At 70.5% G+C, this 12768-nt stretch carries 11 protein-coding genes; 9 read left to right on the top strand and 2 right to left on the bottom strand.

All coding sequences use genetic code 11. The features are described from left to right. The first annotated feature begins 1 nt into the window (after position 1). The 9 genes from FHW85_RS04340 to FHW85_RS04300 all read left to right on the top strand — a co-directional run bounded on the left by FHW85_RS04340 (position 2) and on the right by FHW85_RS04300 (position 9613). Positions 2-928, top strand: coding sequence for a glycosyltransferase family 2 protein (locus tag FHW85_RS04340; RefSeq protein WP_168647475.1), 927 nt, complete (start codon positions 2-4; stop codon positions 926-928). Continuing rightward, complete coding sequence (locus FHW85_RS04335; protein WP_168647474.1) at positions 925-2079, top strand: hypothetical protein; 1155 nt, start codon at positions 925-927, stop codon at positions 2077-2079. Before FHW85_RS04340 ends, FHW85_RS04335 begins: the two co-directional genes overlap by 4 nt. Then, on the top strand, positions 2069-2902 hold the full coding sequence (locus FHW85_RS04330) for a Wzz/FepE/Etk N-terminal domain-containing protein (protein ID WP_168647473.1): 834 nt from the start codon (positions 2069-2071) through the stop codon (positions 2900-2902). Before FHW85_RS04335 ends, FHW85_RS04330 begins: the two co-directional genes overlap by 11 nt. Positions 2903-3115: 213 nt before the next feature. Then, positions 3116-3976, top strand: coding sequence for a class I SAM-dependent methyltransferase (locus FHW85_RS04325; RefSeq protein ID WP_167257384.1), 861 nt, complete (start codon positions 3116-3118; stop codon positions 3974-3976). A gap of 2 nt (positions 3977-3978) precedes the next feature. Next, positions 3979-5175: an amidohydrolase family protein gene (locus FHW85_RS04320; protein WP_343203670.1), complete on the top strand. Its 1197-nt coding sequence runs from the start codon at positions 3979-3981 to the stop codon at positions 5173-5175. Continuing rightward, the gene (locus tag FHW85_RS04315) at positions 5172-5870 is read left to right on the top strand and encodes a class I SAM-dependent methyltransferase (RefSeq protein WP_168647472.1); all 699 of its coding nucleotides are present in this window, start codon (positions 5172-5174) and stop codon (positions 5868-5870) included. The genes FHW85_RS04320 and FHW85_RS04315 overlap by 4 nt, the downstream gene beginning before the upstream one ends. Before the next feature lie 8 nt (positions 5871-5878). Further along, positions 5879-7378, top strand: coding sequence for a radical SAM protein (locus FHW85_RS04310; protein ID WP_168647471.1), 1500 nt, complete (start codon positions 5879-5881; stop codon positions 7376-7378). A 7-nt stretch (positions 7379-7385) separates the two neighbouring features. Beyond that, positions 7386-8513, top strand: coding sequence for a glycosyltransferase (locus FHW85_RS04305; protein WP_168647470.1), 1128 nt, complete (start codon positions 7386-7388; stop codon positions 8511-8513). Continuing rightward, on the top strand, positions 8510-9613 hold the full coding sequence (locus FHW85_RS04300; protein ID WP_168647469.1) for a glycosyltransferase family 4 protein: 1104 nt from the start codon (positions 8510-8512) through the stop codon (positions 9611-9613). The genes FHW85_RS04305 and FHW85_RS04300 overlap by 4 nt, the downstream gene beginning before the upstream one ends. Positions 9614-9820: 207 nt before the next feature. On the opposite strand, the gene FHW85_RS04295 is transcribed toward FHW85_RS04300, so the two are convergent. Both FHW85_RS04295 and FHW85_RS04290 read right to left on the bottom strand, forming a co-directional pair. Further along, positions 9821-11071, bottom strand: coding sequence for a nucleotidyltransferase family protein (locus tag FHW85_RS04295; RefSeq protein WP_343203669.1), 1251 nt, complete (start codon positions 11069-11071; stop codon positions 9821-9823). A 7-nt stretch (positions 11072-11078) separates the two neighbouring features. Further along, complete coding sequence (locus tag FHW85_RS04290; protein WP_168647467.1) at positions 11079-12569, bottom strand: radical SAM protein; 1491 nt, start codon at positions 12567-12569, stop codon at positions 11079-11081. Positions 12570-12768 lie beyond the last annotated feature (199 nt).

The following is a 12768-nucleotide window of genomic DNA, read 5'->3' as shown; positions in this document are numbered from 1 at the left end:
CATGGGCAGCGAATGGCCGCTGGTGTCGGTGCTGATTCCCGCGCACAACCACGAGCGCTTCGTGCTGCGCTGCCTGGACAGCGTGCTGGAGGATCCCTACCCGGCGAAGGAAGTGGTGATCATCGACGACGGTTCGATCGACGGCACGCCGGGCAAGATCGCGCAGTGGATCGCGCGGCACGAAAGCACGCTGCCGATCGTCTACCGGCGCCGCGAAAACCGCGGCGTGGCGGCCACGCTCAACGAGCTGGCTTCGCTGGCGCGCGGCGACTTCCTCAAGCTCGGCGCCAGCGATGATTTCCTGTTGCCCGGCGGCCTGGAGGCGCAGGTGCGCTATCTGCAGGCGCATCCGCGCAAATGGGCGGTGGTGGGCGATTCGGTGGTGGTCGACTGCTATGGCAACCGCGTGCACGAAAGCGGCATGCGCAGCCTGCACCATGCCGACAAGCGCCAGTACGCCACCGACGACGGCATCCGCCGCGCGGTGATCCGCCATTGGGCGATCGGCGGCCCGGTGGCGCTGCTGCGGCGTAGCGTGCCCGGCGCGATTTCCGGCTGGACGGAAGAACTGCGCATCGACGACTGGGATTTCTTCCTGCGCCTGGTCGCGCGCGATGCGCTGGGCTTTATCGACCGGCCGGTCTGCGCCTACCGCCTGCACGATGCCAACCTGAGCAAGACCCGCCACGTCGCCACGCGCGTGGCCAACCTGGCCGAGTCGCGACGGGTGGCGTTGCGCCGGGTGGAACTGTTCGACGGGCCGGACCGCCAGCTGCTGAAGGCGCAGGCGCATTTCATCGGCGCCAAGATCGCCTTCCTGCAGCACCGCCCGCTGCGGCTGGCCTGGCGCATGGCCGCCTGCCTGGCGCTGCGCGGCCTGGCGAAGCTGCGCCTGCCGTCGGCGCATCCGCAGGCGGAACGGGCATGAAAGCCCTGTTGCGCCGTCCCTCCACGTACCTGGGCCTGCCGATGCTGCTGGCCTGCGGGGCGACGCTGCTCACGTACGACCTGCCGGAAGGCTATCTCGACGGCGTGCTGCTGCTGATCGCCGGCGCGGTGGCGATGCTGGCGCTGGATGCCCTGAGCGGCGTGCGCCTGCCGCCGTTCGAGCGCTTCGCGCTGCGCGAGTACGCGGGCACGCGCGAGGCCATGGTCGCCTTCGCGTTCTGCGCGCTGGTGGCGGTGTTCTGCGTGCTGGACCTGGCGCTGTTTCCGATTCCGCTGCTGGATAAACCTTCCGCCTATGCGCAGATGGAAGGCGGCCGCGAACATATCCGGCATCTTTCCGCGTGGTGCTGGGTGCTGCCGCCGGTTGGGTTGCTATGCGTGCGCCATCGCGGCCTGCGCTATGCGATGGTGCTGGCGGGCATCGTGTTTCCGATCCTGGTGATCGACCGCAACCGCATCTTCGCCAGCCTGTTCTCGGTGGCCCTGGTGCTGGTGCTGCGGCGCAAGGGCGGGCTGCGCCTGCCGTGGCCGGCGGTGCTGTTGCTGGGCCTGGTGGGCGCGGTGCTGTTCGCGGTGCTGGGCATCCTGCGTTCGGGGCCGCTGGAGGGCGTGACCCTGCCGTTCGGCGCGCTGTACCGCGAAGCGCCGCCTGGCGTGAAATGGCTGCTGCTGTATCTCACCGCGGGGCCGTACAACTTCGCCTCGATGCTGGCCAAGCGGTATCACAACGCGGATTTCCTGCTGAACCAGGTGGTGCCGCTGCGCGGTTCCATCGTCACCGCCGGCACCGGCATTCCGCTGGATTCGCCGACGATCAATGTCGGCACCGAGTATTTCCCGTTCCTGCTCGCGCTGGGTCCCGCCGGGGCGGTGGCGGCGATGCTGGGGCTGTACGCGATGCTGGTGTGGAGCGCGCGGCGGCTGTGCGCGTCCACCTCGCTGTTCTCGCTGCTGATCTTCCTGCGCATGGCCTATGTCGCCGCGATGGCGCCGTTCGCGCCGCAGGCCTACACCTTCATGAGCGCGGGTTTCATCGCGCTATGCCTGCTGATGCAGCTGTTCGCCGCCTGGCTGCCGCGCCGGCCGCCGCCTTCCTTCTCCTTGTCCCGAGTCGACCACCATGCACCATGACGAAATCTACCTGATCGATCTGTGGCGCCTGCTCACCCGCCAGTGGCGCGGTTTCGCCGTGGCGCTGCTGGCCGTGGTGGCGCTGGCCGTCGCCTACGCGTTCCTGGCCAAGCCGCGCTACGAAGCCACCGCCTGGGTGCAGGTGGGCCAGGTCGGTACCGCGCCGGCGGGGCAGGACCCGCGGCCGGAACCGTTCCAGCGCGTGCTCGATCGCCTGCAGACGCGCTCGTTCCAGGACGAGGTGACGCAGAGCGCGGGGCTGGCGGCGAATTCGCCCGAAGCCCGCGGATATCGCGCGAGCCTGAAGGCCGAGCCGTCGTTCTATGCCGGCCTGATCAAGCTCAGCGTGCGCGCGGCCTCCCCGGAACAGGCCAGGCGCCTGGTGCTGGCGACGGTCGAGCGCCTGCAGGCCATCCACGGCCAGCTGCTGGCCGAGCCCCTGGCGCAGGCGCGGGCGCGCCTGGACGAAGTGCAGGCCGACCTGCGCACGGCGACCGCCGAACGCGATGGCCTGCAGCAGGCGGCCGGCAAGGATGGCGTGGCCGGGCAGGGCAATGCCGTGGCCGCCGGCCTGCTGCTGGCGAACAAGGACACCGAGGTGCGCGAGCTGCGCAATGCGCGCAGCGACCTGGCCGCGCGGATGAGCGCCAACTACACGTTCGCCACCTCGATGCCGTGGCCGATCTACCAGCCGGACCACCCGGTGGCGCCGAACCGCGTGCTGATCCTGGGCGTGGGCCTGCTCGGCGGCCTGGGCCTGGGCCTGTTCGTGGCGGTGGCGCTGGATGCGCGGCGGCGCGCGGCGCAACCGATGCGGGGCTGAGCGGCACTCACCCAATAGCCACAACGCCAGCCCCCTCTCCCCTCCGGGGAGAGGGTTGGGGTGAGGGGGCGGGCGGAGCATAGAAGCAGGAGCGGAAAGCGGGCGACGCCTTGTCGATCCCTTTCCGCGAGCCCCACCCCTCATCCGGCTGCCGCCACCTTCTCCCCGGCGGGGAGAAGGATTCCAAACTGAAGTGGAGAACCAACGTTGGAAATGAGCAGTCCGCACGAACTGGAACCGGCCGCCCTCGACCACGCGCGCCTGCTCGACACCCAGCGCGCGTTCGACAGCGTGGCCGCCGACTACGACGGCCCGCGCGGCAACAACGAATTGATCCAGCGCATGCGGCTGACCCTGTGGGACACCGTGCAGCGCCTGTTCGCGCCGGGCTCGCGGCTGGTGGACCTGGGCTGCGGCACCGGCATCGATGCGGTGGAATTCGGCCAGCGCGGTTTCCGCGTGCTGGCCACCGACTGGTCGCCGCGCATGGTCGAGCGTACGCGCGACCGCGCCGCCGCCGCGGGCATGGAAGGCGACGTGCGCGCCGCGCATATCGGGGTGCAGGAGCTGGCGCGCATCGGCAGCGGTACCGGCGATCTGTTCGAAGGCCCGTTCGACGGGATGTATTCCAACTTCGGTCCGCTCAACTGCGCGCTGGACCTGCCCGCGGTTGCCGCCGAATGCGCGCGCCTGGTGCGCCCCGGCGGTTATCTGGTGTTCTCGGTGATCGGCCGGATCTGCCCGTGGGAGATCGCGCACTACGTGCGGCGCGGCCGCTTCCGCCGCGCGGCCGTGCGCGCCGCGCGCGGCGCCACCGCGGTGGGCATGAACTACCACACCATCTGGACCCGCTATTACCTGCCGCGCGAGTTCTACCGCAGCTTTGCCGAAGGTTTCGCGCTGGAGGGCTATCGCGCGCTGAGCCTGTTCATGCCGCCGCCGTACCTGGTGGACCGCTACCGGCGCCACCCGGCGCGCTACGAGCGGCTGGGCCTGCTCGACGATCGCTGGGGCGCGGCGCCGCTGCTGCGCGACATGGGCGATCACTTCCTGATCGTGATGCGCCGGCGCTGAGCGTGGACGCGATCCTGCACGGCGGGACGGTGGTGAGCGAGGACGGTACCTCGCGCCTGCCGCTGGCGATCCGCGACGGGCGCGTGGCCGAAGCGCAACCGGTGCGCGGCTTTTCGCTCGACCTGCGCGGACACATGGTGTTCCCGGGGCTGGTCAACGCGCACGAGCATCTGCACGTCAATGCCGTGCCGCCGTTGCCGCGGCGACAGCCGTTTCCCAACAGCTACGCCTGGATCGAAGCGTTCCAGGCGCATTTCCGCGCGCCGGAAGTGGCGGCCGCGCTGCAGTTGCCGAAGGACCTGCGCCTGCGCCACGGCGCACTGAAGAACCTGCTGGCCGGCGTGACCTGCGTGGCGCACCACGATCCCTGGCACGAAGCACTGGATGCGCCGGATTTCCCGGTGGCGCTGTTGCGCGGCCATGGCTGGGCCTATGCGCTGGGCTGGGCTTACGGCCCGCCGGTGCGCGAGAGCTTCGATGCCACGCCGGCCGGTTCGCCGTGGCTGATCCATCTGGCCGAAGGCACGGACGATGTAGCGCGGGCCGAGCTCGCACAACTCGAGCAACTGGGTTGCCTCGATGCACGCACCGTGCTGGCGCATGGCGTCGGCCTCGGCGAGCAGGACATCGCCAAGGTGATCGCCAGCGGCGCCGCGGTGGTGTGGTGTCCGGCCAGCAATCTCACCTTGCTCGGCCGCACGCTCGATCCGCGCAAGCTGCAGGCGGCCGGCCGCCTTGCGCTGGGCAGCGATTCGCGCCTGAGCGGCGCGCGCGACCTGCTCGAAGAACTCTGCGTGGCCGCGGTGGTGGGCGGCCTGCACAGCAACGCACTGCTGGCGATGGCCACGCATCAGGGCGCCGATGTGCTGCGCATGCCTGAACATGGGCGCCTCGTTCCCGGTGCGCCCGCCGACATGGTGATCGTGGCCGATGCGGGCGGCGCAGTGGCCGACAGCCTGGTCGGTCTCAGCCGCGCCGACTTGCGCGCGGTGGTGCGCGGCGGCGTGCCGCGCATCGCCGATCCGGATTTCGCCGGCTGGTTCGACGCAGCGGGCGTGGAGGCGGTGCCGGTGATGCTCGACGGCCGGCCCAAGCTGCTGGCGAAGGAACTGGCGGATCCGGCGCTGCTGGCACTGGAGCCAGGACTGGCGTTCGCCGCAGCCGGCGCGGCTTCGTTGCTGGCGGGAGCGCAGGCATGACCCGCCCCCTCATCCTCGAACCCGAAGCCGCGTACGCGCTATGGGCCGCCAGTTACCCGGCCTTTGCGCACAACCCGGTGATGCAGGCCGAGGAGCGCGCCATGCTCGCGCTGCTGCCCACCGACCTGCGCGAGCAGGCGGTGCTGGATGCCGGCTGCGGCAGCGGCCGCTATCTGCGCCATGCCGCGCACCGCGGCGCCACGCGCCTGACCGGCGTGGATCTCTCCTTGCCGATGCTCGAACGCGCCTACGGCGAGCTGGCCGATCTGCGTCCGGATACCGAACTGACCCTGCTGCGCGGCAGCGTGGTGGAGCTGCCGGTGGAGGATGCCCGCGCCGACCTCACCATCAGCGGCCTGGTGCTCGGCCATATCGACGACCTGCCGCGCGCGCTGGCCGAACTGCGCCGCGCGACGAAACCCGGCGGCAGCCTGCTGTGCAGCGATTTCCATCCCACCGGCCATGCGCTGGGCTGGCTGCGCGACTTCAAGGCCGGCGGCGAACGCTACGCCGTACGGCACACGCCGCATCTGTACAGCCACTGGCACCGCGCCTGCGCGGCGCTGGACCTGGCGATCGAGGAGGTGCGCGAACCCATGCTCGATCCCGCCGATATTCCCGCCAACGCGCGTTTCGATCCCATCGCCCTGGACGTGCCGGTGGCGCTGGTGTTCCGCCTGCGCCGGCACGGGTGACGACTGCCATGCCCCATACCCTGCTGATCAACCCGACCATTACCGCGCGCTCCAGCGCACGCTTTCCGCTGGCCCTGCTGAACCTGGCCGCCGCGCTGGACCGGCGCGGCAGCAGCCGCATCGTCGACGGCAATGTCGACCGCGATTTCATCCGTACCACCTTGCAGGCGCTGGACCGGGGCGGCGTGGACGCGGTGGGCCTGAGCGTGATGGGCGGGCCGCAGCTGGCGCCGTCGATCGAGCTTTCCAAGGCGATCCGCGAGCGCCACCCGCAGGTGCCGATCGTATGGGGCGGCTATTTCCCCACGCTGTACACCGATACCGCGCTGGCCGCGCCTTACGTGGATTACGCGATCCGTGCGCAGGGCGAGCAGACCATGGCCGAGCTGGTCGCGGCGCTGGGCGGGCAGGGCGAGGTGGCCAAGGTGGCCGGCTTGTCGTGGAAGCGCGGCGACGAGCACGTGCACAACCCGAACCGCCACTTCGTGCCCGGCGATCCCTCGGTGCAGTTGCCGTACGACAAGCTCGGCGATCCGCGGCAGTACCTGGCCCGCACCTTCCTCGGCCGCCGCACCGCCGGCCACCAGGCCGCGCTGGGCTGCCGCTTCCGCTGCACCTTCTGCGGCGTCAACGCCATGTTCGGCGGCGCCACCGCGCTGCCGGCGGTGCAGCGGCTGGAGCGCGATCTGAAGTATCTGAAGTACGAGCTTGGCGCCGATTCCGTGCAGTTCTTCGACCACAACTTCTTCGACCGCGAAGTGGAGATGATCCCGCTGCTGGAAGTGATGGCGAAGCTGGAAATGCCGTGGTGGTGCTATGCGCGCGCCGATGCGCTGCTGAATCTTTCCGAGAGCACCTGGAAGCTGGTGCGCAAGAGCCGCCTGAAGATGGCCTATATCGGCGCCGAATCGCCCAGCGGCAAGATGCTCAAGGAAATCCGCAAGGGCACGCGGCCGGACCAGACGCTGGAAGTGGCCGAGCTGTGCCGGCGCAACGGGGTGATTCCGGAGCTCTCCTTCATGGTGGCGCCGCCGGTGGATACCGAAGAAGAAACCGAGCACACCTTCGAGTTCATCCGCGAGCTGAAGCGGATCAACCCCGCCTCGGAAATCATCGTCTACGTCTATACGCCGCTGCCCGAAAGCGCCAAGCACGAGAGCGACCGCGGCAAGCGCGCCTCGATGCCGCTGCTGGATCTCAACGGCGAGCCGGTGGTGTTCCCCTCGACGCCGGAAGAATGGGCGCAGCCGCAGTGGGTGGACTATGCCTGCCACGCCGATGCGCCCTGGCTGACCGACAAGATGCGCAAGCGCATCCACGATTTCGTTACCGTGCTGCGCTGCCGCTATCCCACCGTGCAGGACATGCGCACGCCGCGCTGGGCGAAACACGGCCTGCGCACCATGGCCTCGTGGCGCTACCGCTATCGCCGCTACGACCAGCCGTGGGAACTGAACCTGGCCAACCGCTGGGTGAAGCTGCGCCTGCCGCAGGTGTCGAGCCTGTAGGCCCCGCGTGCATATCGCCCAGCTCAACCTGGTGCCGGCGCCGCCGCAGATCGAACCCGGCGACCTGCCGGTGCATTGGCACACGCTGGCGGATGTCGCCGATGCGGTGGCTTCGGCGGGCGTGCGCGTGTCGGTGATCCAGAATGCGGCACGCGAGGCGGCATTCGTGCGCGCAGGCGTCGAGTACCGCTTTCTGCCGCTGGACGGCAAGGACGGTCCGCGGCGTCTTGCCGCTGCGCTGGTGGGTGCCGGCGCCGGACTGGCGCACGTGCACGGCCTGGATTTCGCGCCGCAGGCGCATGCCTTGTCGAAGCGGCTGCCGTGGCTGCCGATCCTGCTGCAGGACCATGCCAACCGTCCGCCCGGCTGGTGGCGGCGCGCGCCGTGGCGGCGCTGGTATGCGGCGGCCGCCGGCGTGGCGTTTACCGCGCCGGCGCTGGCGGCGCCGTTTGTCGAGGCAAAGCTTTTCCGGCCCGGAACACGGGTGTTCGCGATCCCCGAATCCAGTTGCCGCTTCACGCCGGGCGACCGCGCCCAGGCACGCTACGCCACGGGCCTGCATGGCTATCCCTGCGTGCTGTGGGTGGGGCATCTGGCGGCGGGCAAGGATCCCCTGGCGGTACTCGACGGCGTGGCGCTGGCCGCGCGGCGCCTGCCGGATCTGCAACTGTGGTGCGCCTACGGCAACGCGCCGATGCGGGAGGCCGTGCAGGCGCGCATCGCGCGCGATCCCTGGCTGGCCGGGCGCGTGCATCTGCTGGGGCGGGTGCCGCACGAGAAGGTCGAGCTGCTGCAGCGCGCGGCGGATATCTTCGTCGCCGGCTCGCGCGCGGAAAGCTGCGGCTACGCGGCGCTGGAGGCGATGGCCTGCGGCGCGGTGCCGGTGCTGACCGATATTCCTTCGTTCCGCGCCTTGACCGGCGATGGCCGCCTCGGCCGCCTGTGGCCTTGCGGCGATACCGGACGCCTGGCGGATGCGCTGGTGGCGATGGCCGCGGCCGGCCCCACGCGCGCCGAGGTGCGCGCGCATTTCGACGCCGAGCTGTCGTTCGCGGCGGTGGGGCGGCGCTGGGCCGAGGCTTATGCCGCCTTGCTGGCCGGGCGCCCCCGCGCGGCGGCGTGGGAGGCGGCATGAAGCTCGCGCTGGTCTTGCCGGGCGGCGTGGACCGCGGCGGCGAGGAGCGGGTGATTCCGGCGTTTCTGGCCTTGATCGGGCAGCTGGCGCGGCGGCATGAGGTGCATGTGTTCGTGCTGCGGCAGGAGCCTAAGCCTGCGACATGGATGCTGCGTGGTGCGACGGTCCACAACATCGGCGATGGCAGGCAGCGTTTGCGGGCGATCGCGGCGATCCTGGCCGAGCACCAGCGCGGGGCCTTCGATGCGGTGCAGGCGATTTTCTCCGGCACCTGCAGCCTGGTGGCGATCGCGGCGGCGAAGCTGATGCGCCGCCCTGGCCTGGTGCATATCGCCGGTGGCGAATTGATCGCCTTGCCCGCGATCCGTTATGGCGGGCGGCAGCGATGGGTGAGCCGCGCGCGCGAGGCGGTGACCTTGCGCGCCGCGGCGGCGGTGACGGCGGCGAGTGCGCCCATCCTGGCATCGCTGCAGGCTTTGGGTATCGAGGCGCAGCGTTTGCCGCTGGGTGTGGATTTGGCGGCGTGGCCGCCGTTGCCGCCGCGGCGGCGAGCCTCGGGGCCGGCGCGGCTGCTGCATGTGGCGAGCCTCAACCGGGTGAAGGATCAGCCGACCTCGCTGCGTGCCTTGGCCGCGCTCGCCGCGCAAGGCGTGGCATTCCAGATGGACATCGTCGGCGTCGATACGCTCGATGGCGAGATGCAGCGGCTCCGGCACGCACTCGATCTGGACGCGCAGGTGCGCTTTCTCGGCTTCAAGACGCAGCGCGAACTGCGGCCGTTGATGGAAGCGGCCGACCTGCTGGTGATGTCGTCGCTGCACGAGGCCGGGCCGCTGGTGTTGCTGGAGGCGGCGGTGGCCGGCGTGCCGACGGTGGGGACGGCAGTGGGCCACCTGGCCGAGTGGTCGCCGGCGGCGGCGCTGGCGGTGCCGGTGGGGGATCATGCGGCGCTGGCCGGCGCGGTGCGGCAGGTGCTGGAGGATGAGGAACTGCGCCTGCGGCTGGCGCACGAGGCACAGCGGCGGGCGGTGGATGAGGATGCGGTTTATACGGCGGAGCGGTTCGAGGCTTTGTATCGAAGCTTGTTGAAGCCCACCTAATCGAACTCTTCGCCCCTCCGGGGAGAAGATGCCGGCAGGCAGATGAGGGGCGGGTGCTCGCGGCAGCGCTGCTACGGAGCGAAGAAAAGCTCTCGAGCTCGAGATGACCGTCAGCTCATCGCTCCGCCCGGCCCCTCACCCCGACCCTCTCCCCGGAGGGGAGAGGGGGCAGATAGGTGGGGCGAGTTTCATCTTGCGCTTTGCGTTTCACTCCTGCGCCTCAAGCGCGGCGCGCACCACATACAACGTATCCATCCGCGGCACCGACCCCGCCAGCCGCCGCAGCAAGCGCCGCGCCTGCGAACGCGTCACCCACGCCTGTCCCTGCAGCCACAACTGCGTCCGCGCCATATCCTGCCGCTCCTGCCGGCTCTCCTCGTCCGGCACGAAGCGATGCCGCAGATAGCGCAGCGCTTCGCCCGGCGTGCGCGACCACTCGATCCCGGGCAAGGCCTGCAGCCACAGGTCCGAACATGACACCCGCGTCAGCGTCTGCCGCTTCGCCGCGGCGCGCAGCCATGGCGGACAGCCGCGCCGCAGACGCGCCAGCACCGCCGCCGGCACCGCATTGCGGTAATAGCGCGCCACCAGCCGCAGCGGTGGCAAGGCCCACCAAGGGTTGCCGGCGGACCACAGCACTTCCCAGTCCGCCAGCGTCATCCGCGTGGCGAGCAGCGAGATGTCGTTGAGGTGCAGCAGGCGCAAGGTGCGGCTGCAGATATTGCCGGCCGCATGCAGCAGCAGATGCGCCATCAGCGCGCCGTTCGATGGATAAGGATTCAGTCCCGGCCGCGGACCCGGCGGAAACACCATCGGCGTGATGTCCACGATCGAGGCCGGCAGCCGCTCGTGGATACGCGTATGCAGCTCGATATTCACCGCGGTGTCGCGATGCTCGCCCAGCCCCGCCACCGCGCCGCCCGCGGCGGGCTTGAACGCGCGGTGCTTCCACTGCGCGAAGGCTTCCGTGTAGCCCAGCCCGCACAGCAGTGCCGCCGCCCGGTCCGCGTCGCCGGCGCGCACCAGCAGGTCGATGTCGGCCATCGGGCGGTCACCCGGCGCATACAGCCCGAGACCGTGCAGGGCCGCCCCCTTGAGAGCGAGGACAGGCACGCCGGCGGCGCGGAAAGAAGCATCGATGCGCCGCAGCAGCGCTTCGATGCGTACATGGCGCTGCGCCACGTGCTGGCGCTGGCGGTCCAGAAAACGGCGCCACTCCACCCGCTGCCATGTCGAGAAGCGATGCAGCAGCGGCGCCACGCCGTGCGCGACGGCAGCTGCGGTGGCGAGCCGCCATTCCAGTTCGCTCCACGCCGGCAGCACGCCGCCGGGGCGCACCAGGGCCAGTTCCTCGGCCAAGGCCTCGGTGGCGCGGCGCAGGCCGGCGCGCACCTGCTTCAGCGGAGGCAGCGGCGCGGGCCTGGGCGTGCGGAGGCGTCCGGCGGGGAAGGCGAGCACGGGCATTTCAGGCGCTGGCCGTGCGGCCGGCGGGCAGGGCCAGGTCGTGCGCGGGCGTGGCGTCGGCGCGGCGGTACTGGCGTTCCTCGGCCATCAGCGCGTCCCAGCGTGCGTCGAGTCCGGCCAGCGCCCGCGCGTCCTGCGAGGGATGGTTGCGCGGCTGCGCCTTCTGCAGCACCACCTGTTCGTGCAGCAGGTCGCGCACGCGCCGATAGAACTCCGAGTCGTAGGCGCCGCGGAACATCATGGCGAGGTCGCCGCTGTCCTGCCAATGCGTCTTGCGCCCAAGCTGCGCCTTCACCTGCTCGTAGAACTTGGTGCCCGGCAGCGGGTACGACACGCTCACGCCGATATCGTCCGGCGCGGCGCGTTCGATCAGCGCGCGCGTCGCTTTCAAGTCTTCCAATTGCTCGCCCAGATAGCCCAGCTGCACGAAGAAGCCCACGCGGATGCCGTACTGGCGGAAGCGGTCGCGCGCACTGTGCAGCTCGGCGATCGTGGTGCCCTTGTTCATGCGGTCGAGCACCGCCTGGCTGCCGCTTTCGGCGCCGATCCACGCCTCGGCGCAGCCGGCCTGCGCCAGCGCCGCGACCATGCGGTCGCTGGACAGGTCCGCGCGGGTCTGGATGGTGAACGGCACCGAGCCGTCCGCGTCCCGCAGATGCTCGGCGAACTGGGTGACCCAGTCGACGTGGAAGCCGAAGATGTCGTCCGCCATCCAGATATGGTCCGGCGCGTAGGCGCGCTTGAGGTAGATCATTTCCTCGGCGACGTCGCGCGGGCCGCGCTGCTTGTAGTGGTTGCCCCAGATCGGCTTGGCGCACCAGTGGCAGCGGAACGGGCAGCCGCGCGAAGCGGCCATGTTCAGGCTGAAATAGCCGTGCCGCTCCTGCCACAGCGTGCGATAGCGCTCGATGTCCACCAGGTCCCAGGCCGGATGCCCGCCCAGGCGCGGATCCGGCGGCTGCGCGCCGATGCGGGTCAGGCGCTGCTGGCCCTGCGACAGCGTGGCCACGCCGGCGAGGTCCGCGGTCCACGGCGCGATATCCATCCGCAGGTCGTCGTTGAGCCGGCCGATCAGGTCGAGCAGCGCGGCGATGCCTTCGCCCACCAGCACCGCCTCGGCGCCGGCGGCGAGAAACGCTTCCGGGTGGTCCGAAGCATCGGAGCCGGCGACGATCACGCGCGCACCGTGCGCGCGCGCCTCGCCGATCATCTGGCAGGCCGCTTCGCGCATCCGGTTCAGGCACATCTTGGTGAGGTAATTGAAGTTGTCCTCGTAGATGACCACCACGTCCGGCGCCGCGGCGGCGAGCGAGCCGGCGTAGTCCTCCACGCCTTCGGCCAGCATGGCGTCGAACAGGCTCACCTCGTGGCCCAGGTCCCACAGCAGGGAAGCCACCTGCAGGGTGGCCAGGGGCGGGTAGGGCTTGCCGCGTTCCCACTGCTTGCGGTCGTAGCGCAGGAAGTAGGAGTGGCTGACCTGGATTCTGAGCATGGAGTGGGGCCTTGTGATCGCCGGGAGCGTGCCGCGCGGGCGCGGTGTTCCGTTGTCGCTGGGCGTGAGTGCCGCGCCGCGCGGGTTCGGTTGCGAGCGGCGCCCGCAGCCGGGCGTGGCGCGCGACAAGGCAACTTTCCGGCGCCGCGGCGGCACTCACGCCAGACGCGGACCACAGCCCCGCCGACGGAGTCCTTCG

The sequence above is a fragment of the Dyella sp. SG609 genome, assembly GCF_012275375.1.
Taxonomy (GTDB): Bacteria; Pseudomonadota; Gammaproteobacteria; order Xanthomonadales; family Rhodanobacteraceae; genus Dyella_D; species Dyella_D marensis.
The sequence above is the reverse complement of the archived record's forward strand: the minus strand, read 5'-3'. Positions and strand labels throughout refer to the sequence as shown.